This is a genomic window from Stenotrophomonas sp. STEN087 (assembly GCF_056759115.1).
In genome coordinates this window covers 1-20,118 of the sequence record NZ_JBRRCR010000046.1, presented here as the reverse complement: position 1 = coordinate 20,118, position 20,118 = coordinate 1, and the positions used below count along the sequence as shown (strand labels likewise).

The 20,118-nt window shown below is 69.2% G+C and carries 18 protein-coding genes; 4 read left to right on the top strand and 14 right to left on the bottom strand.

Going from position 1 to position 20,118, the window contains the following annotated elements:
- The first annotated feature begins 80 nt into the window (after nt 1–80).
- Together ACVOK1_RS13085 and ACVOK1_RS13080 are read left to right on the top strand one after the other, a co-directional pair.
- On the top strand, nt 81–524 hold the full coding sequence (locus tag ACVOK1_RS13085) for a VOC family protein (RefSeq protein ID WP_481562313.1): 444 nt from the start codon (nt 81–83) through the stop codon (nt 522–524).
- Nucleotides 521–1,384: a DUF72 domain-containing protein gene (locus ACVOK1_RS13080; RefSeq protein ID WP_481562312.1), complete on the top strand. Its 864-nt coding sequence runs from the start codon at nt 521–523 to the stop codon at nt 1,382–1,384. The genes ACVOK1_RS13085 and ACVOK1_RS13080 overlap by 4 nt, the downstream gene beginning before the upstream one ends.
- Here the strand turns inward: ACVOK1_RS13080 and ACVOK1_RS13075 are convergent.
- On the bottom strand, nt 1,305–1,916 hold the full coding sequence (locus ACVOK1_RS13075) for a Pr6Pr family membrane protein (protein WP_481562311.1): 612 nt from the start codon (nt 1,914–1,916) through the stop codon (nt 1,305–1,307). The genes ACVOK1_RS13080 and ACVOK1_RS13075 overlap by 80 nt on opposite strands.
- Before the next feature lie 79 nt (nt 1,917–1,995).
- On the opposite strand from ACVOK1_RS13075, the gene ACVOK1_RS13070 reads away from it, so the two are divergent.
- On the top strand, nt 1,996–2,943 hold the full coding sequence (locus ACVOK1_RS13070) for a DMT family transporter (RefSeq protein WP_313438905.1): 948 nt from the start codon (nt 1,996–1,998) through the stop codon (nt 2,941–2,943).
- A 9-nt stretch (nt 2,944–2,952) separates the two neighbouring features.
- Here the strand turns inward: ACVOK1_RS13070 and ACVOK1_RS13065 are convergent, their stop codons facing one another.
- From ACVOK1_RS13065 to ACVOK1_RS13040, 6 genes are all read right to left on the bottom strand, one after another.
- Entirely contained in the window at nt 2,953–4,113 is a 1,161-nt protein-coding gene (locus ACVOK1_RS13065; protein WP_481562310.1) for an AAA family ATPase, read from the bottom strand.
- Between the two features lie 115 nt (nt 4,114–4,228).
- Nucleotides 4,229–5,299: a sensor domain-containing diguanylate cyclase gene (locus ACVOK1_RS13060; RefSeq protein WP_481562309.1), complete on the bottom strand. Its 1,071-nt coding sequence runs from the start codon at nt 5,297–5,299 to the stop codon at nt 4,229–4,231.
- Between the two features lie 88 nt (nt 5,300–5,387).
- Nucleotides 5,388–6,110 carry a pseudouridine synthase gene (locus tag ACVOK1_RS13055; RefSeq protein WP_079221222.1) on the bottom strand — a complete coding sequence of 241 codons (723 nt, stop codon included), beginning with the start codon at nt 6,108–6,110 and terminating at the stop codon, nt 5,388–5,390.
- A gap of 34 nt (nt 6,111–6,144) precedes the next feature.
- Nucleotides 6,145–7,755, bottom strand: a complete 1,611-nt coding sequence (locus tag ACVOK1_RS13050; RefSeq protein WP_234456189.1) for a diguanylate cyclase — start codon at nt 7,753–7,755, stop codon at nt 6,145–6,147.
- 393 nt (nt 7,756–8,148) lie between these two features.
- Nucleotides 8,149–10,524 carry a putative bifunctional diguanylate cyclase/phosphodiesterase gene (locus ACVOK1_RS13045; RefSeq protein WP_481562308.1) on the bottom strand — a complete coding sequence of 792 codons (2,376 nt, stop codon included), beginning with the start codon at nt 10,522–10,524 and terminating at the stop codon, nt 8,149–8,151.
- 196 nt (nt 10,525–10,720) lie between these two features.
- Complete coding sequence (locus tag ACVOK1_RS13040; RefSeq protein WP_481562307.1) at nt 10,721–12,676, bottom strand: DEAD/DEAH box helicase; 1,956 nt, start codon at nt 12,674–12,676, stop codon at nt 10,721–10,723.
- A 245-nt stretch (nt 12,677–12,921) separates the two neighbouring features.
- On the opposite strand from ACVOK1_RS13040, the gene ACVOK1_RS13035 reads away from it, so the two are divergent.
- A complete protein-coding gene (locus ACVOK1_RS13035) occupies nt 12,922–13,143 on the top strand; it encodes an RNA-binding S4 domain-containing protein (protein ID WP_108768272.1) in 222 nt (73 codons plus the stop codon).
- Between the two features lie 20 nt (nt 13,144–13,163).
- On the opposite strand, the gene ubiM is transcribed toward ACVOK1_RS13035, so the two are convergent.
- The 7 genes from ubiM to ACVOK1_RS13000 all read right to left on the bottom strand — a co-directional run bounded on the left by ubiM (nt 13,164) and on the right by ACVOK1_RS13000 (nt 19,958).
- Nucleotides 13,164–14,342, bottom strand: coding sequence for a 5-demethoxyubiquinol-8 5-hydroxylase UbiM (gene ubiM, locus ACVOK1_RS13030; protein ID WP_481562306.1), 1,179 nt, complete (start codon nt 14,340–14,342; stop codon nt 13,164–13,166).
- 87 nt (nt 14,343–14,429) lie between these two features.
- Nucleotides 14,430–14,819, bottom strand: a complete 390-nt coding sequence (locus tag ACVOK1_RS13025; protein WP_108768270.1) for an MAPEG family protein — start codon at nt 14,817–14,819, stop codon at nt 14,430–14,432.
- Between the two features lie 12 nt (nt 14,820–14,831).
- On the bottom strand, nt 14,832–15,395 hold the full coding sequence (locus ACVOK1_RS13020) for a DUF4019 domain-containing protein (protein WP_481562305.1): 564 nt from the start codon (nt 15,393–15,395) through the stop codon (nt 14,832–14,834).
- Between the two features lie 58 nt (nt 15,396–15,453).
- The gene (locus ACVOK1_RS13015) at nt 15,454–16,620 is read right to left on the bottom strand and encodes a COG3904 family protein (protein WP_481562304.1); all 1,167 of its coding nucleotides are present in this window, start codon (nt 16,618–16,620) and stop codon (nt 15,454–15,456) included.
- A 450-nt stretch (nt 16,621–17,070) separates the two neighbouring features.
- Entirely contained in the window at nt 17,071–18,519 is a 1,449-nt protein-coding gene (mdtD, locus tag ACVOK1_RS13010) for a multidrug transporter subunit MdtD (RefSeq protein ID WP_481562303.1), read from the bottom strand.
- Between the two features lie 90 nt (nt 18,520–18,609).
- Nucleotides 18,610–19,692: a uroporphyrinogen decarboxylase gene (gene hemE, locus ACVOK1_RS13005; protein WP_481562302.1), complete on the bottom strand. Its 1,083-nt coding sequence runs from the start codon at nt 19,690–19,692 to the stop codon at nt 18,610–18,612.
- Between the two features lie 26 nt (nt 19,693–19,718).
- Nucleotides 19,719–19,958 (bottom strand): WGR domain-containing protein, encoded by a 240-nt coding sequence (locus ACVOK1_RS13000; RefSeq protein WP_106468857.1) that lies wholly within the window; start codon nt 19,956–19,958, stop codon nt 19,719–19,721.
- Nucleotides 19,959–20,118 lie beyond the last annotated feature (160 nt).

The window sequence follows — 20,118 nt, the reverse complement described above, 5'->3', positions numbered from 1 at the left end:
CATGTGCAGGCCGTCACCGGGGTTTCGCGCGATGGTAACGGCCGTCGGCCGATCCTGCCCTGTGCCATAGGAGGGGTGTCATGGTCCACAGCGATCCATCCAGCACCGGTTCGACCATCATTCCGTGCCTGCGCTACCGCGACGCACGGGCCGCCATCGACTGGCTGCAGCGCGCGTTCGGCTTCCATGCCCAGGCGGTGTACGCCGAAGGGGAGACGGTCCTCCACGCGCAACTGGTGTTCGGCAGCGGCATGATCATGCTCGGCTCGGCCAGCAACGGCGGTGAGTGGTCGAAGCTGGCGGTGATGCCCGACGAAGTCGGCGGCCGGCAGACCCAGAGCGCCTGCGTCATCGTCGCCGATGCGGACGCGCACTACGCGCGGGCCAAGGCGGCCGGCGCCCGCATCGTCATCGACATCGCCGACCAGGACTACGGCGGCCGGGGCTACGCCTGCGCCGATCCCGAAGGCTATTTGTGGTGGTTCGGCAGCTACGATCCCTGGCGCGCGGACCACGGCCAGTGACGCCCGCCGCGATCCGCTGCGGGATCGGCGGCTGGGTGTTCCCCGAGTGGCGCGGTGGCATGTTCTACCCCGAAGGCCTGCCGCAGCGCGAGGAGCTTGCGCACGCCAGCCACGCGCTGCGCTGCATCGAGATCAACGGAACGTTCTACCGCACGCCCACCGAAGCGCAGTGCGCGCAGTGGGCGGCACAGACGCCGGACGGCTTCCGATTCTCGTTGAAGGCGCCACGCTACCTCGTGCAGCGCCGCGACCTGTCCTCCACCGTCGACGCGGCTGCGCCGTTCCTGCAGGCCGCGCTGGCGCTGGGTGATCGGATGGGTCCGCTGCTGTGGCAGTTTGACCCGAAGCACCCGGCCGATGCGGTGGCACTGGAAGCGCTGATGGCCGCGCTGCCGAAGACGCTGCAGGGCATGCCGCTGCAGCACGCGCTGGAAGTGCGCAACGCGCAGGTGCATGGCCCCGACCTTGTCACCGCCGCGCGCCGTCATGGCGTGGCCCTGGTGATCGAGGACAGTGACGAGGCCGCGCTGCACGGCGACGTCAGCGCCGGCTTCGTCTACGCGCGGATCAAGCGCAGCCAGGCGCGCCTGCGCGAAGGCCTGCCGCGTCCGCAGCAACAACGCTGGGCCGAACGTGCGCGGCGCTGGTCACGCGGCGAACCCGTGGACGACCTGCCCTGCCTCGCCGAACCGGCGGTGCCGCAGCCGCGCGAGGTCTACCTGCTGTGCATCGGCGCGGGCAAGGCACGCAATCCCGCCGCGGCGATGGCCCTGCAGCGGCTCAGCGACGGCACCAGCGATCCAGCGCCCACAGCAGCGTCCAGCCCAGCACGAACACGCCGGCCACGCGCAGCACGTTGAGCGCGAACGCGGCAGGGCCGATCCGCTGCCATTCCAGGAAGGGATACGGGGGCTGCCCGGTCAGCGCGGCCACCAGCATCGCCCAGCCCAGGTAGGCCACCGGCACCAGCAGCACCCTGCCCAGCGCGCGCCAGCGCAGGCTTCCATGCGGCAACAGCAGCAGCCAGCCGCCCAGGTACAGCAGCGGCACGGCGTAGTGCAGGCCCATGTCGACCCACCACTGCAGGCCGGTGGGCTGCCACAGCCCCTGCAGGGCCACCGCATAGACCAGGCCGGTCACGCCGATGCACAGCGCCAGCAGCGCCGCCGGGGTCGCACTCAACGTCCGCCCCGATGCCAGGCGCAGGCAGCCCAGGCACACGGCCAGGTTGCTGAGGATGGTGAAGTAGCCGAAGAACTGCAGCGTCGCTGCGGCGATGCCCACGCTGCCGCCGGGGCCGTTGACCAGCAACAGGTACTGCAGCAGCAGTGAGGTGGCGGCGACCAGCGCGGTCAGCGCGGCCCAACCCCGCAGCAAACGGTCGGCAGGCATGGCAGGGACTCCGTGGACGGAATGCAGCAGGCGGCCCTCACCATCGCCGGCCGCCCCGTGCTTGCCGCACAATACACGGATGACGACCCCCGACACCCGCAAAGCGCTCTGGCAGATCCATTTCTGTGTCCTGTTGTGGGGTGTCACCGCCATCCTCGGCAAGCTGATCACCCTGCCCGCCCTGCCGCTGGTGTGGTGGCGCATGCTGCTGGTGGTGGCGATGCTGGCCCTGCTGCCGCGCGTCTGGCGCGGGCTGCGCACCCTGCCCCTGCGGCTGGTGGCCGGTTATGCCGGCATCGGTGCGCTGGTCGCCCTGCACTGGCTGACCTTCTATGGCGCGGTGAAGCTGGCCAATGCCTCGGTGGCCGCCACCTGCATCGCGCTGGCACCGGTGTTCACGTCCATCATCGAACCCTGGGTGGCCAAGCGGCCGTTCCAGCTGCGCGAACTCGCCTTCGGCCTGGCGGTGCTGCCGGGCGTGGCCCTGGTGGTCGGCGGCGTGCCCGATGGCATGCGCCTGGGCGTGCTGGTGGGTGCGCTGTCGGCGCTGCTGGTGGCGGTGTTCGGCTCGCTCAACAAGCGCATGGTCAGCCATGCCGACCCGCTGACGGTGACCGCGCTGGAACTGGGCGCCGGCACCCTCACCCTGACCCTGCTGGCACCGGTGCTGCCGTACCTGTTGCCGGCACTGGCCAGCCCGCTGTGGGTGGTGCCCGACCTGCACGACGGCATCCTGCTGCTGGTGCTGGCGGGGGTCTGCACGCTGCTGCCGTTCGCCCTGGCCCTGGTCGCCCTGCGCCATCTCAGCGCCTACACCGTGCAGCTGGTGACCAACCTGGAGCCGGTCTATGCCGTGCTGCTGGCGGTGGTGCTGCTGCGCGAACAGCATGAAGTGACGCCGTGGTTCTACCTGGGCGTGGCGATCATCGTCGGTGCAGTGTTCCTGCACCCGCTGTTGAACCGCCGCAAGCGGGTGCAGCACCCGGAGATCCTGGGCACAGCCGAGGCGCGCAACATCGCCGAGTGAGGCGCCGCCTCAACGCTGTGGCCAATGCCATGCGGGGGCATCCAACAACCCCTGGCCGCTCAACAGTGTGCGGCCCTGTTCCTTGTGCAGGTGCAGCGAGTGGCAGTCCGGCGCTTGTTCCAGCGCTGCGATCAGGCGGCTGGCATGCGACACCACCCAGACCTGGCTGCGCGCACTGGCAGCGATGATCAATCGCGCCAAGGCTGGCAGCAGATCTGGATGCAGGCTGGTTTCCGGCTCGTTGAGCACCAGCAGCGGCGGCGGCCGCGGCGTGTGCAGTGCAGCGGCCAGCAGCAGGAAGCGCAGCGTGCCATCGGACAGCTCGGCCATCGACAGCGGTCGCAGCAGGCCGGGCTGGTGGAAGCGCAGGACCAGTCGCCCGTCACCTTCATCGAAACTGACCGTGGCCCCGGGGAAGGCGTCGTCGACCGTATGTGCCAACGCCTGCGGATCTCCGATTTCCAGGATCGTGACCCAGGCCGCTGCCAGGTCACGCCCATCGTGGTGCAGCACGGGCGTGCGCGTGGCCATCGCCGGCTGTCGCGCAGGCGCATCGGCATCGCTGCGGAAGTGATCGTAGAAGCGCCAGCGCCGGATGTACTCGCGCAGCGCAATGGCCTCCGGCATCCGCTGCGGATCACCGACCTGGGTGAACAGGCTGTCGAACAGTGACAGGCGGTCATCGACCACGTCCCAGCCGGCGCCGTGGCGCTGCCGTACCAGCGCGCCACGGCGGTCCACCAGCAGATTGGCGCTGCGCAGGAAGGGACCGGCCCAGATCGCCTCGGCCTTGATCTGCGGATCGAGCGCGAAGGCGGAGCGGCTGGGGGGCGGGTAGCCCAGATCGATGGCATAGCCGAATTCATCGGTGGCGAAGCCGAGCTTCAAGCCCACCGACTCCTGCCGCGGGCTGCCCTGCAGCGGAACCTCACCGCGCAGCACGCGAGGATCGATCTTCTCCGGGCCTGCCCACAGCGCCGACGCCAGGCCACCTTCGCGGGCCAGCACGGCGGCCACCCCGCCCTGCGCGGTTTCGGCCAGCAGGCGCAGTGCACGGTACAGGCTGGATTTGCCGCTGCCGTTGTCGCCGGTGACAACGTTCAACTGCTGCAGCGGCAACACGAGGTTGTGCAGCGAACGGTAGTGGGCGATGGCCAGGGTCTGCAGCATGCGCGGCGTCCTTGCAGGGGGGAACTCCATGGTGCGGCGTGGGCATCGCAGGGGCTGCGACGGGCCCGTCATCCGCACAGGGCGGATCGTCCGGGTCACGTCACGACGCGGTGCTCTAAGGCGCCAGTTCCACCCGGTTGCGGCCGTTGCCCTTGGCCCGGTACAGCGCCGCGTCGGCACGGGCCAGGGTCTGGTCGGTGGTTTCGCCGGCCTGGTATTGGGCCACGCCGATGCTGACCGTCACCGGGAAGCCCAGCGGCAGGTCGGCCACGGCCATGCGCAGGAACTCGCACTGCAGTTCGGCGGTGCGCAGGTCCACGTCCGGCATCAGCGCCACGAATTCCTCGCCGCCATAGCGCGCGGCCATGCCGCGGCCGGAGAAATGCGAGCGCAGCAGCACGCCCAGCTCGGCCAGCACCCGGTCGCCGGTGGCATGGCCCTGGAAATCATTGATGTGCTTGAAGTGGTCGATGTCGACCAAGGCCACGCAGGTCTGCCGCGGCTGGCCATCGGCGCTGGTCACCGCGTCCTGCAGGGCGGCGGTCATCGCGCGCCGGTTCGGCAGGCCGGTCAGCGCGTCGGTGCGGCTCTGTTCGGTCAGGTCGGCGTTCTGCGCCAGCAGCACGTCGTGGTACTCGGACAGCAGGCGTTCGTAATCATCGCGCTGCACCATGTGGCTCTGGATATCCAGTGCGAAGCGGCGCAGCTCCATCACCAGCATGACCTGGCGCGACAGCGCGGCCAGCGCTTCGGCCTTGTCCGGGGCCAGGTGCTGCGGGTTGGGATCGAACACGCACAGCGTGCCCAGCGGCAGGCCGTCGCTGCTGATCAAGGGCGCACCGGCGTAGAAGCGCACGTGCGGATCGCCGGTCACCACCGGGTTGTCGTGGAAGCGGATGTCCTGCTGCGCATCCTCCACCACCATGATTTCGCGTGGCGCCAGGATGGCGTGGCCGCACATCGATTCGCTGCGCAGGTTCTCGGCGGCATCGATGCCCTGGATCGACTTGAACCACTGCCGTTCAACGTCGATCAGGGTGACCGCGGCCATGCTGGTGCCACACACGGCCTTGGCGATGACCACCAGGTCATCGAAGGACTTCTCGCGATCCGAATCGAGGATGCGGTAGCGGTAGAGCGCTTCCAGGCGCTGGGCTTCGTTGGCAGGCTTGTCGGGCTTGATCATGCAGCGTCATGTTCCGGCAGGTCACCGCCGAGTCTAGCTGATGCGGGCCGGCATTCCGTTCACCGGAACGGCCGGCCAGCCGCCGGCATTACCAGTCCTGCTGCTTGGGCAGCAGCCCGCGCAGTTCCTGCTCGGTCAGGTTGCGCCACTGGCCCGGCTTCAGCGCACCGATCTTGATGTTGTCGATGCGCACGCGGCGCAGCTGGGTGACGCGGTAATCGAACGCGGCGGCCATCAGGCGGATCTGCCGGTTCAGGCCCTGCTCCAGGGTGATGCGGAAACCGAACTTGGCGATGCGCGAGGTGCGGCACGGCAGGGTCATCTGGTCGTGGACACGCACGCCGCGGGCCATGCCGCGCAGGAACTCATCGGTGACCGGCTTGTTGACCGCGACCAGATACTCCTTCTGGTGGCCGTTCTCGGCACGCAGGATCTGGTTGACGATGTCGCCGTTGCTGGTCATCAGGATCAGGCCCTCGGAATCCTTGTCCAGGCGCCCGATCGGGAAGATGCGCTGCTCGTGGCCGACGAAGTCGACAATGTTGCCCTTGACCGAGCTTTCGGTGGTGCAGGTCACGCCCACCGGCTTGTTCAGCACGATATAGACGTGGCGGCGGGCGCCGGGCTTGCGGGCCACGCGCACCTGCAGCGGCTGGCCGTCGACCAGCACGGTGTCCCCTTCGCCGACCACGGCGCCGGTACCGCCAGGGTGGCCGTTGACGGTGACCCGGCGGGCGGCGATCAGGCGATCGGCCTCGCGGCGGGAGCAGAAGCCGGTTTCGGCGATGTATTTGTTGAGTCGGGTGGTCATGGCCCCATTATCGGCCATCCCCGCCCCGCCCGGGTCACGCCGGCAGCAATGGATCGACGGTTTCGCCGTCGAAGACCCGGTTGCGACCGCTGCGCTTGGCCACGTACATGGCATGGTCGGCCCGCCGCAGCAGCGCGGCCAGGTCGTCCTCGCCCGGTCGCCACTGCGCCAGGCCGATGCTGGCGGTCACTTCCAGGCCCGGCACCTGCAGGTCCTGGCACAGTTCGGTGATGCGCTGGCGCAGCTGCTCCAGGCGGGTGGCGGCAAGCTCGCGCGGCATGCCCGGCAGCAGCAGCAGGAACTCCTCCCCGCCCATGCGCACCACCTCGTCCTGGTGGCGCACGGCCGCACGCAGGGCCTGGGCCACGGCCACCAGCACCTGGTCGCCGACCGCATGGCCGTGGCGGTCGTTGATGTCCTTGAACAGGTCGATGTCGAGGAAGCCGATGACCAGCGTGCCGCCCTCGCGCTGCACCCGCTGCAGCTGCTGGTCCAGCTGCTGCAGGCCGGCGCGGCGGTTGGGCAGGCCGGTCAGCATGTCGGTCTCGGCCAGCTGGCGCATCTCGTCGCGCTGCTGGCGCAGCCGGCCCAGGCGCTGGTTGAGCGCGTAGGCGGCCATCATCAGCAGCCAGGTGACGGCCAGCTGCAGCGCCTCCACCCGGTATTCGAACAGCCACTGCGCGCGGGTCGCATCGGCCACCACCAGCACCAGCATCGGCGACAGCGAGGCCAGCCCGGCCACGGCCCAGGCATCGCCGCGCACGCGCGCCCACACGCCCATGGCCAGCGACAGCAGGCAGCCGCCGACGAAGCAGGCCTGCAGCACCCGCGCCACCACCGCCAGGCTCTCCCGCTGCAGCCAGGGCACCAGCACGGCCACGCCGATCAGGCCCCACAGCAGCAGCTGCTGGGCCAGGCGCGAACGCGGCAGCACGCGGTCACCGCCGTTGAGCCGCCACAGCGCGGGCAGCACCAATGCCAAGGTCGCCGCCGTCAGCGACAGCAGCCACCAGGGACCGCGATCGCCGATCGGCAGCCACGGTTCGGGGTAGCCACTGAGTCCGCCAAGGATGGACTGCCACAGCACCAGCACCACGGTGGCGGCGATATAGAACAGGAACGTGCGGTCACGCGTGGTCAGGAAGGCCATCAGCGCCGACAGCGCCAGGGCGATGGCCACGGCGATGCAGGCCGCGCGCACCAGCAGGCGAGCGGTGTCGTTCTGCTGCACGGGACTGGGCGCACCGAGCAGCAGGGTCGGCACCCAGCGCGCCTTCAACGGCCGCTGCCAGGACACCACGAACGGCTCATGGCTGCCGGCCGGCGGAACCGCGACCATGCCGATGCCGGCGCGGAAGCGCGAATCACGGGTGCGCGCGTCGTGCATGTTGCCGCAGATCTCGCGGTCGCCATGCTTGAGGCGCACTTCGCCAGCGAACACGTTGAACACATCCAGCGCCTGCGGCTCGCCGGACCAGCCTTCGGGCGGCGCTTCGACGGTGACCTGCTGGCGGTCGCCGGACAGCATCTCCGGCGTGCAGGCGCGATGCGGGGTGGGCTCATCGGTGGCGGCGCCGACCAGCAGGTAATCGCGGCCGTTTTCGACCGTTCGCGCATGGCCGAGCCATGGCGCGGCGAGCACCATCAGCAACACGACCAGCACCGCCCCCGTTCCGTAACGCCACTGCCTGCCGACCACGCTACATCCTGCTTCTGCTTACGCCCGCGCCCGCTGCGCGTCGCCCCTGGCGGGCATTATCGCAGCGGAATGAGCCAGGAATGTGTAGGCCAATGGTGGTATTTGGAGGGTGTTGGTCGGCAGGGCTTGCAGCCCTGCACCTGCAGAGGCGGTAGTTCCGGCCGCTGGCCGGCAACCTCAACGTCAAAAGCTGGCTTTCCGTGGGTTGGCGGGGTGGGTCCGGTTGAGGGGGACGCCGTAAACCCACAGTGCCCCGCCATCCCACGGAATGCAGGCTTTTGACGTCGACGTTGCTCTGGCTCGCAGCAGGTGCAGGGCTGCAAGCCCTGCCGAAAAGCCCTACCCCGGCGGGCCCTGGGTGCCGACCAGCCGCACCGGCCGCTGGTTGGCCAGCGTCAACCGCTCCAACGGCTGCGGCCGCTCGATCACATAGCCCTGCAGCCCCTCCACCCCCATGTCGGCCAGCGTCTGTGCCACCTCGGCCGTCTCCACCCACTCGGCCACCACTTCCATCTGCAGCTCGCGCCCCAGCTCGCTGATCGCCCGCACCGTCGCCCGGCTCACCGCATCGGTGTCCATGTCCCGCACGAACGCGCCATCGATCTTCAGGATGTCCGCCGGCAGCTGCCGCAGATACCCGAACGAGGACAGGCCCGAGCCGAAGTCATCCAGCGCCATCCGGCAACCCCGCGCCTTCACCGCGTCGATGAACGCCCGCGCCTGCGTCAGGTTGCTGATCGCCGCCGTCTCGGTCACTTCGAAGCAGAGCTTGGCCGCCAGCGCGCGGTTGCGCTCCAGCAGGTCGCAGACGAAGGCCAGGAAGCTCGGCTCGGCGATCGACTGCGCCGACACGTTGACGTTGCACAGGCCCAGTTGGCGTACATGCGCCGGGCACACCTGCAGGTGGCGGAACAGCAGGCCAAGCACATGGCGGTCCAGCGCCATGGCCATGCCATAGCGCTCCACCGCCGGCATGAACTGGCCCGGCAGGTGCAGCGCGCCGTCGGCATCGCGCATGCGCACCAGCACCTCGTAATGCAGGTAGGCGGGATCGCCGACCTTGGCGATGCGCTGGGCATACAGCAGCATGCGGTTCTCGGCCATCGCGCGGCTCACCCGCTGCAGGCGTTCGGCCTCGTGGCGGCGTTCGTCCAGCGCGAGGCGGTCCTCGTTGAAGCAGTGCACGCGGTTGCGGCCGGCCTGCTTGGCTGCATAGCAGGCGCTGTCGGCAGCACTCATCAGCCAGTTCACGTCGGGCGCATCGGCGGTCACTTCCACCACGCCGATGCTGCAGCTCAGCTGCGGGCTGCCCTCGCTGATCGGGAACGTGGCCTGCCCCAGGTTGCGGATCAGCCGTTGCAGCACGCGCTTGGCCTCGTCCTGGCTGGCCCGGCCGAGGAACACCGCGAATTCGTCGGCGCCCAGCCGCCCCACCCAGTCACCGTCGCGCACCGCGCCCACCAGGTACTCGGCGAAGCCACGCAGCATCTGGTCACCCGCGGCGTGGCCGAAGCTGTCGTTGACCAGCTTGAAGTGGTCCAGGTTGATGTAGCACAGCGAATGCGTGCCGCCCTCCGAGCGGACCTGCAGCAGCGCGCGTTCCAGCAACCGCTCGATCTCGCGGCGGTTGATCAGTCCGGTGAGCGGATCGTGGCTGGCGTGGTGCTCGATCTCACGGGCCAGCGCATGGTTCTGGCTGACATCCTCGATGATGGAGAACACCGACAGCCGGCCGCCGGCACTGCGCACGGCGGTGCCGCTCCAGCGGCCCCAGACCAGGCTGCCGTCGCGGCGGCGGAAGCGCAGTTCGCCCGGCCGCAGCTGGCGATCCCAGTCGATGCGACCGTCAGCGTCCAGCACCAGCTCGCCATCCATCAACAGGTCGCCGAGCGCCATCTGCTGCAGCACGTCGCGGCGGTAGTCCAGGATGTCCGCCATGGCCTGGTTGGCCTCCATCACCCGCCCGGCCGCATCCAGCTTCAGCATGCCCACGTTGGCCTGGTAGAAGGCCGCGCGGAAGCGGCTTTCATGCTCGGTCAAGTCCTTGCCGACCCGGCGTGCCAGGGCTACTGCCATCAGGGTGATGATCAGTACGGAGAAGCCGCCGACGATGAGTGTGGCGATGCGCACCGTATGTGCCATGCGCAGCAGGGCCTGGGAAAATGCTTCGGCCTGCGATTGCAGCTGCAGGTCCACGTCGTGCACACGCTGCATGTAGTGGTCGCGCACGCGGGGCTGCTGCAGTGATTGCGGCGGCACATTGTCCAGTTCGTCGATCAGCGCCTGCATGGCCAGCAGGTGCGTGTCGGTCTGCCGCCACAACCGGGTGGCTTCACTGAACTCGCCGAGGTCGCGTGCGTAACGGAACGAGAAAATCAGCCGCGAGACGTCCCCGCGTGCGTTGCCGCCGCGCAGGAAGCCCTCGCGCGCCTTCGCCAGGTCCGGCTCGGGCTGTTCCAGGGCCAGGCGCGCATGCAGATCGCCCAGCGGCACGTGCAGGGCGCGCCGCGCATCGTCCAGATCATGCGCATCACCGCGTGCCAGATAACGGCTGAGCGCGGCGGTGGCATCCTGCTGGCCACGCGACCAGTGCCCTTGGCCCGCAATCCAGGCGGTGGACGCCGCCTGCAGCTCCTGGATCAACGCGGACAGGCCGACCAGTCCGATCGCCATGCCCGTCAGAAGTACAAACCGCACCCACAGACCACGGGTCATCGGTACCCGCCGCCGATGCTGCTCCTTGCCTCTACCCATCCCGGATCCCCCGAATGTGCCGTGACAACCTCCTTGATCAACTATGCCAGCCTATGGCTGCCCATGTGTGGACCATGCGAAGCCGCCCCCCTTTTTGTGGCCCGAAACGGACAACGCCAGCCCGGGGGCTGGCGTTGTTCAGGCACGTCGCGGTGGATCAGTAGCTGCGCGGGCCGCGCGGCTTGAAGCCGTCACGACGCGGCGGACGGCTGTCGCGGTCACCGCCGCGGTCGCCACCCGGACCACCGTGACCACCCGGGCCACCCGGACCACTACGGCGCGGACCGCCCGGACCTCCCGGACCACGCTTGTCGAAGCGCGGCTTGAACGGACGCGGTGCCGGGTTGGTGTCTTCACCCGGGGCCAGCGCACGCATCTGCAGCTGCTGGCCGGACACCCACACCTTCTGCAGGTGCGAGAGCACGTCCTGCGGCATCTGCGCCGGCAGGTCCAGCAGCGAGAAGTCGTCGTGGATGTCGATGCGGCCGATGAAACGGCTTTCCAGGCCGGCTTCGTTGGCGATGGCGCCGACGATGTTGGCCGGCTTCACGCCGTGCTGGTGGCCGACCGAGATGCGGTAGGTCTCCATGCCCTGCTCCGGCGCACCGCGCGGCGGCACGTCACGACGCGGGCGCTGCTCGAAGCCACCCTCGCCGTCTTCACGGCGCGGGCCACGCTCGAAGCGCGGGCCACGCTCGTTGCGGTCGAAGCGATCGCCACGCTCCGGACGGTCGCCACGGTCGAAACGCTCACGCGGCGCACGCTCTTCACGCGGGGCACGCACCGGCGCCTGCAGCAGGAACGGGGTATCGCCCTGCAGCATCTTGGCCAGGGCAGCAGCCACTTCGATGGCCGGCACGTTCTGCTCGGTCTCGAAACGTTCCAGCAGCTGGCGGTAGAAGTCCAGGCCGCCGGCGCCGAGGGTTTCGCTGATGCGCGTGGTGAACTTGTTGATGCGGGTGTCGTTGACCGCTTCCACGCTCGGCAGCTGCATTTCTTCGATCGGCTGGCGGGTGGCGCGCTCGATCTGGCGCAGCATGCCCTTCTCGCGCGGGGTGGCGAACAGGATCGCCTCGCCGCTGCGGCCGGCACGGCCGGTACGGCCGATGCGGTGCACGTAGCTTTCGGTGTCGTACGGGATGTCGTAGTTCAGCACGTGGCTGATGCGCTCCACGTCCAGGCCACGGGCGGCCACGTCGGTGGCCACCAGGATGTCCAGCTTGCCTTCCTTCAGCATGGCGATGGTGCGCTCACGCTGGGCCTGCTGCATGTCGCCGTTGATGGCGGCAGCGGCCAGGCCACGGGCCTGCAGCTTGCCGGCCAGTTCCTCGGTGCCGGCCTTGGTGCGGGCGAAGATGATCATCGCGTCGAACGGCTCGACTTCCAGGATGCGGGTCAGCGCGTCCAGCTTGTGCATGCCGCTCACCCACCAGTAACGCTGGCGGATGTTGGCCGAGGTGGTGGTCTTGGCCTGGATGGTGACTTCGACCGGATCCTGCAGGTAGGTCTGGGCGATGCGGCGGATCTGCGGCGGCATGGTGGCCGAGAACAGGGCCACCTGGCGCTGCTCCGGCAGCTTCTTCAGCACGGCTTCGACGTCGTCGATGAAGCCCATGCGCAGCATTTCATCGGCTTCGTCCAGCACCAGGGTCTTCAGCTCGGACAGGTCCAGGGTGCCGCGGTCCAGGTGGTCAATGACGCGGCCGGGGGTACCGACCACGATGTGCACGCCGCGGCGCAGGGCCGACAGCTGCTGGCCGTAGGGCTGGCCGCCGTACACCGGCAGCACGCGGAAGCCGGGGATCTTCGACGAATAGGACTGGAAGGCCTCGGCGACCTGGATGGCCAGCTCGCGGGTCGGCGCCAGGATCAGGGCCTGGGGCTTGATCTGCTGCAGGTCGATGTTGGACAGTACCGGCAGGGCGAAAGCCGCCGTCTTGCCGGTACCGGTCTGCGCCTGGCCCAGCACGTCGCGGCCTTCCAGCATCGCCGGGATGGTGGCGGCCTGGATCGGCGACGGGGTTTCATAGCCGATGGCGCTGACGGCCTGCATCACGGGCTCGGACAGGCCGAGCTGCGCGAACTGCAGCGGCGCTTGGGAATCTTGGGACATGGGGAACTCCAAAGGCACGGCCATCTGCATGGCAGTGCGATAAAAAAGGGATGGTCCGCGCTTTGGGCGCCCTTCTTATCGCGTGCCCTGGCGCTGCTCGGTCGGAGGAGATTTCACTCACTCAGAGCGGAATGATACCGCACTCTCCCTGAACCATGCGTACAGGAAACCATTCGCATCCCCTTCCGGGTCGCGCTGGCGCACAATACGCGCCCTTCCCGCCCGCTTACCAAGGATACCCCACCATGCAGATCCTCGAATTCGACCTCGACGGCGAGTACGTCGAACTCAAGCAGCTGCTCAAGCTGGCCGACCTGGTCACCAGCGGCGGCGAGGCCAAGATGGTCATCAGCGAGGGCCAGGTGCTGGTCGATGGCGAGGTCGAGCTGCGCAAGGCCTGCAAGATCCGCGCAGGCCAGGTGGTTGAATTCGCCGACAGCCAGATCCGGGTGCTGGCCGCCGGCTGATCCAGGCACGCCCAGCCGGTTCAGGCCACCCGCTGGGTCAGGTGCGCGGCGATCAGCTGCCGGAACGGCGCCACGCCCTGCGCCACCCGCAGCCCGGCCGCGCGCAGCAGGCGTGCCGGCCGGCGATCGTCCGTATACAGGCTGGCAATGGCGTTGGTGGCCTCGTACAGCGGCCGCGACGCCAGCCGATGGCCGCGCTGGTACCGCGCCAGCATGTCGGCCGCGGCGATGTCCGCGCCCCGCCGCTGCTGCGCCAGGATGCCCTGCGCCAGCCGTTGCGCACTGGCCAAACCCAGGTTGAAGCCATGCGCGGTGACCGGGTGCATGCCCACGGCGGCATCGCCGATCAGCGCCGAGCGCTTGCCGACGAACTGGTGCGCGTACACCCCCACCAGCGGATAGGCCTTGGGCGTGGCCACCGGCTGCATCTGCCCCAGGCGATGCTCGAAGCACGCGGTGATGGCCTCGCCGAAGCCCACCTCGTCCATTGCCAGCAACTCCTCGATCTGCCGCGGCGGCAGGGTGATCACCGCCGAGGCCTGGCCTTCGTTGAGCGGCAGCAGCGCCATCGTGCGGCCATAGCCGAACCATTCCCACGCGGCGTGATGGTGGTCGCGCTCGACCTGCATGCGGCAGACCAGCATCGACTTGCCGAAGTCGCGCATCTGCGCGCCGATGCCGAGCATGCGGCGGGTGGCGGAGAAGCGGCTGTCGGCGGCGACCAGCAGGCGGGCATGCAGTTCGCTGCCGTCATCCAGCGTGACCACGTGGCCCTGGGCGTCGGCCTGCACGGCCAGCACTTTGCGGCCGTCAAACAGCTCCAGCCCGGCCTGGCCCTGCACCGCCTCCCAGGCCGCGCGGCGGATCAGGTGGTTGGGCACCAGCCAACCGAGCGGTTGGCCATCGCGCTGGCCACTGGCGAAGGTCAGCGCGAACGGCGAACCGCCGTTCAGCACCCGCGCATCGCGCAGCTCGGAAATTTCGGCTTCGGGCAGGCGCTGCCACAGGCCCAGCTGTTCCAGGCTCTGTCGAGACGCATGGGTCAGGGCAATCTCGCGGCCATCGAAGGCCGCCTGGGCCAGCGCCTGGCGCGGCTGCGCCTCGACCAGGCCGACCTGCAGGCCGCTGCCGGCCAGCGCACGCGCAAAGCACAGGCCCGCTGGGCCCGCACCGACCACCACCACGTCCATCCTGCGCATCCGCGCCTCCTGCCGTTGATTCCAGTCGCGCCCAGCATAGCGCCAGGCGCATGACTGGCCTTGATCTGGATCAGGCCCGCGCCTGCCTCAGAGCAGTGCGAACACCAGCTTGAAGATCGCCACGATCGAGACCACCCAGACCAGGCTGCGCACGTAGGGCACGCCTGCCGCGTACAGCGGCAGGTAGACCACCCGCGCCCAGAAATAGACCTGCGCGGCCAGCACCGTGGTCTCGTTGCTGCGCCCGGCCACCACCACCGCGATCGCGGCGGCAGCGAAGAACGGGAAGGTTTCGAAGAAGTTGGCCTGCGCCCGCTTCAGCCTGCCCGCCAACGGGCTCAATGGCACGTCGGGCGCATCGCGTGCCGACGCGTTCCACTTCATGCCGCGCTCGTGGGTGACCACGGCGGACGCGGCGAAGATGTACACAAAGCCGAGCAGCATCGCCCAGGCCAGCATTGTCAGCTCAGTGGCCATCGCGGTTCTCCGTCAGGGCGCGGACGCGCGCAGGCTGTAGCCGGCCAGGCGCCAGGTCTGGTCCTCGTCGAAACGGAACGAGACCAGTTCGCGCACCGGCTGCGCGCTGTTGGCGAAGCGGGTCGGGAAGCTGACATTGATGTACAGGCCTTCCGGCACGGCGGCACCGGCGGCGTACTTGACCCGGGTGATGGTGGGCTGGCCGCGGCCGTTCATGGTGCCAAGGCGGGTGCGATCGGCGGCCAGCTGGCTGACGAACGCCGCCTTGGGCACCGCGCGGCGGGCCACGGCCGAGGCACCGTCCCACAGCTCACCGGCACGGTTGCTGTCCACCAGCTGCGCGGCCTTCAGTGCCGCAGCGCTCATGTCCGCATCCTGCTTCTGCACCTGTGCCTGCTGCGCAGCGGTCAGCGCCGGGGCCGCGGGTGCGGCGGTGGCCGGCCTGGCGGCCGCCGGGGTCGCAGGCGCCGGGCGTGACGGGGACGGTGCGGGCGTGGCCGGTGCCGGGGCTTGCGCCAGCGCGGTCAACGGCAGCAGGGACAACAGCAGGAACTTCGGCAAACGCACGCGCTTCATGGACACCGCCGGTTCAAGGGTAAGAACCGCAGTCTACTTCAGCCCGGTGAGTACGCCGTCAGCGCGCGGGGGCGCTGGCTTCCACGGCCGCGGCATCGCCCTGCGCGGCCGGCGCGGCCCCTTCGGCGGCCGGTTGTTCGGCCACCGGCGGTTTCTCCGGCGGGGCCGGCGGCAGGGTCGCCACATCGATTTCCGACAGCGGGCTCTCTTCCGGGCACACCTCGTCGGGGAAGCCGAAGCGCTGCTTCAGCGCCTGGCCGCAGCTGTTGATCGATTCCATGTCCGCGCCTTCGCGCTTGCACTGCTGGTCGAAGGCCACCAGGAAGGCATCCTTGCGCTGCACGAAATCATCGCCGCAGGCGCGCATCTGCTTGATCCGTTCAAGGTCATCCTGCACCGCGTTGGTCCCGTCCAGGCCGTACTGGCGCAGCTCGTCGGGCGTGAGCAGGCGCAGGCTGCGGTTGGGCACGGTCATCATCAGGTCGGCCACGCCCACCGCCACGCCGTTGCGCTGCAGGTAATCCTTCACGTTGTCGTAGACCTCGTGCAGCTCGCGGTTGAGCTCAGCGCGCGAGGTGGCCTTGGAACTGATGCGCATCATGCGATGGATGCCGACCTTGCCCGACAGCAGCCGGTTGTCGCCGGCCGCGAGCACGAACACACAGGCGCTGTGGCAGATGGAACCCTCGCGTACCCAGATGGTCCAGCCCGACTCACCGATGCTGTCGCCGGCCACGATGGCCGATTCAACCTGGCCGCCGCTGGAATCGAGATCGAGGATGCGCTTGTGGATCTTCAACGCATCGGCCACCACCGCCAGCCGCCAGACCATCTCGGCGAAACCGGGGTTGATCTTGCCGTGGTAGCGCACGCGCAGCAGCCCGCGCTCGGCGCACGGCTGCATGGCCTGCTCGATCTGTTCGCGCTGCAGGCCTTCCAGTACAACGCCATCCCCGCCATCGGCGGTGTAGTCGGTACCGCAGCTGACCCAGGCCTGGCCGTTTTCCAGCTGCGCCTGCGGCCACGGCCGATCCGCCCGGCTGCGCGGCGGCGCCACCGGCGGCGGCGGTGCATCGGCCGCATTGATCGACACCATGTTCTCGCCATCGCTGGCCGGCGCCCGCGTCGCCTTGTCGGCGGCAGTGACGTTGCCAGGGTTCTCCAGCTGGCTGCAGCCCGCCAGGGCCAGGCACAACAGGGGCAACCAGCGGAATCTGACGGACATCGGGCAACCGGGGTTCATGGGAACAAGGCCCCCCAGTCTACCCGTCCCCGCCGCGCATTCAGCGCGCGCCACTGAACCCCTTCTGACCCTGGGAAAAGCGTGTCGACCAAGGTCGACACCTACCAGGGCAGAGCAAAGGCGTGTCGACCAACGGTCGACACCTACCAGTGTGCAGCGAGGTCCCAATGGAAGCCGGATTCAACCCCGTGCCGACCAACGGTCGGCACCCACCAGCAGCAGGTTCCAACAGCCGCGGCCAACTGTCAGAGGAGGGGCGGTGTGGGCTGGCAGGACCGTTGGCGCCATGGATGGCGCCATCGAGCCCCCATGGACGGGTTTACGGCGTGTCCTGCAAGCCCACACCGCCCCGCCATCCCACGGAATGCCGCTTCGGCTTTTGACGTTGCCGTTGCATTGAGCAGGTGCAGGGCGCAGCCCTGCCGAAAAAAACTACTCCGCGACCGACTCGACCTGCCGCGGTTCCGGCCTCGTGTCCGGCAGCTGCCAGAAAATCATCGTCGAGGTCAGCGTGATCGCACCCACGCAGATGAACGTCGCATGCAGCGCCGCCGTCGCACCATGGCCTTCCAGATGCGTGCCGAATGCCGCCAGCAGGCTGCCGGCCGCCGCCGCGCCGAAACCGGCCGCGAGCATCATCACCATCGACAGCAGGCTGTTGCCCGAGCTGGCGTACTCGCGGTCGAGGTCACGCAGGGTCACGGTGTTCATCACGGTGAACTGCAGCGAGTTGACCGCACCGAAGAACGCCAGCTGCACAACGCGCCAGGCCAGGTGCTGGCCCGGCTCCATCAGGATGAAACTGGCCATCGCCAGGCCCACCAGCACCGTGTTGATCATCAGCACGCGGCGGTAGCCGTACTGTTCAACCAGCTTCACCGCCAGCTTCTTCGACACCATGCCTGCCGCGGCCACCGGCACCATCATCAGGCCCGCGTGCATCGGGCCCAGGCCGAGGCCGACCTGCAGCAGCAGCGGAATCAGCATCGGCATGGCGCTGCTGCCGATGCGCGAGAACAGGTTGCCGAGGATGCCGATGCGGTAGCTGGGCACGCGGAACAGCGCCAGCGAGAACAGCGGCGCGGTGGAATTGGCGGCGTGCAGCCAGTAGCCGACCAGCGCGGCCAGGCCGGCCACGGTCATCAGCATGATCAGTGCGTGCGGCGTGCCGAGGCCGGAGATGCCATCCAGTGCCAGCGACAGCACCACCATCGCGAAGGCCAGCATGATGTAGCCGCGCAGGTCGAAGCGGGTGCGATGGCTGGCGTAGTGGTCGGGCATGATCTTCATCGCGGCGATGAAACCGATCACGCCGATCGGCAGGTTGATCAGGAATACCCAGTGCCACGAGGCGATTTCCACCAGCCAGCCGCCGAGGGTGGGGCCGATCAGCGGGCCGACCAGGGCGGGGATGGCGATGAAGCTCATCGCGCGCAGGAAATCCTCGCGCGGCACCGAGCGCATCACCGCCAGGCGGCCGACCGGCAGCAGCATCGCGCCGCCGATGCCCTGCAGCACGCGCGCGCCGACCAGCTGGTGCAGGTGCTGGGCCAGCGCGCAGGCCAGCGAGCCGAGGGTGAACAGGATGATCGCCACCAGGAAGGTGCGGCGGGTGCCGTAGCGGTCGGCGATCCAGCCGGAAGCGGGGATGAAGGTGGCGACCGCCAGCGCGTAGCTGAACACCACCGACTGCATCTGCAGCGGGCTTTCGCCCAGGCTCTTGGCCATCGCCGGCAGCGCGGTATTGACGATGGTCGAATCGAGCATCTGCATGAAGATCGCCAGCGAAACCAGCCAGAGAAGCGGGCGGAAACGGGCGTATTCGGCGGCGGATGCGGCGGTGTCGGGTGCGGGCGCGCCTGCGGGCGACGGTTCGGACATGGCGTGGGGGCCGGTGCAGCGTGGGGCCGCCATGATCGCGCAATGCGGGTCACGGCGCGATCAATGCCGCGCCGTGGCCCGTGCCGGGGTTCAGCGCTGGCTGTGCGCGTGCACCGCGTCGACCAGCACCTGCACGTGCGCCGGGTCCATGTCCGGCGACATGCCATGGCCGAGGTTGAACACATGGCCCTCGCGCGAACCGCTGTTGCCGGCCGCATAGGTGTCGAGCACGCGTGCAGCGGCCGCAGCGATGGCGTCGGGCGAGGCGTACAGCGTGGTCGGGTCGAGGTTGCCCTGCAGGGCAACGCGGCCGCCGGTGCGGCGCAGGGCTTCGTCCAGGTCCAGCGTCCAGTCCAGGCCCAGCGCATCAGCGCCGGTCTGCGACAGTGCTTCCAGGTGCAGGCCGGTGCCCTTGCCGAACAGGATCAGCGGTGTGCGCTCGCTGCCTTCGCCGCGTTCCAGGCCTTCGGCGATGCGCTGCAGGTAGCGCAGCGAGAACTCACGGTACATCGCCGGCGACAGCACGCCGCCCCAGGTGTCGAACACCTGCAGGGCTTGCGCGCCGGCCGCGCGCTGCGCACCGAGGTAGGCGATGACCGCGTCGGTGGTCACTTCCAGCAGGCGGTGCAGGGCCTGCGGGTGGTTCAGCGCCATCGCCTTGATGCGTGCGAAATCCTTGCTGCCGCCGCCTTCCACCATGTAGCAGGCCAGCGTCCAGGGGCTGCCGGAGAAGCCGATCAGCGGTACCTGGCCGTCCAGTTCGCGGCGGATCAGGCGCACCGCGTCCATCACGTAGCCCAGGTCCTGTTCCATGTCCGGCACCGCCAGCCTGGCGATGGCGGCTTCATCACGCACCGGGTGGCGGAACTTCGGGCCTTCGCCTTCGACGAAGTACAGCTCCAGGCCCATCGCATCGGGAATGGTGAGGATGTCCGAGAACAGGATGGCCGCGTCCAGCGGGAAGCGGCGCAGCGGCTGCAGGGTGACCTCGCAGGCGATCTCAGGGTTCTTGGCCATGGCCAGGAAGCTGCCGGCCTTGGCCCGGGTCGCGCGGTACTCCGGCAGGTAGCGGCCGGCCTGGCGCATCAGCCAGACGGGGGTGCAGTCCACCGGTTCGCGGCGCAGGGCGCGCAGCAGGCGATCGTTGCGGAGGGGGCTGGTCACGATGGGCATTCCTTGGGCGAAAGTTGGCAGCGGCGTCAGTCGCCGTGCGAAAGCATCTGGAAGCCGCGATGCAGTTCGGCATCACGGGCCTTCTCGAAGGCGTGTCGGGCTTCGTCTGCCTGCAGGAACAGCTCGCGCCGCAGCTGCGAGCGCGCACCGACGCGGCCGCTCTCGCGCAGCAGCTCCCAGCCGCCGAACAGGTCCGGCTGCAGGCTCAGGCGCAGGAAGCGCGGTGCCTGCGCACCGGCATCGGGATGTTGCAGGTAGACGTGCATGGGCCGATTGTAGCGGGGCACGGGTGACCCCTGCCGCAACGTGGTAGTGGCGGGGGGGGGCGCGCGCCCCCGCGGGCGGGCCGGGCGCCCCCCCCCCGGCCCCCCCCCCCCGCCCCCCCCCCCGCCCACCCCCCCCCGGCGCACCCCGCCCCCCCCGCCC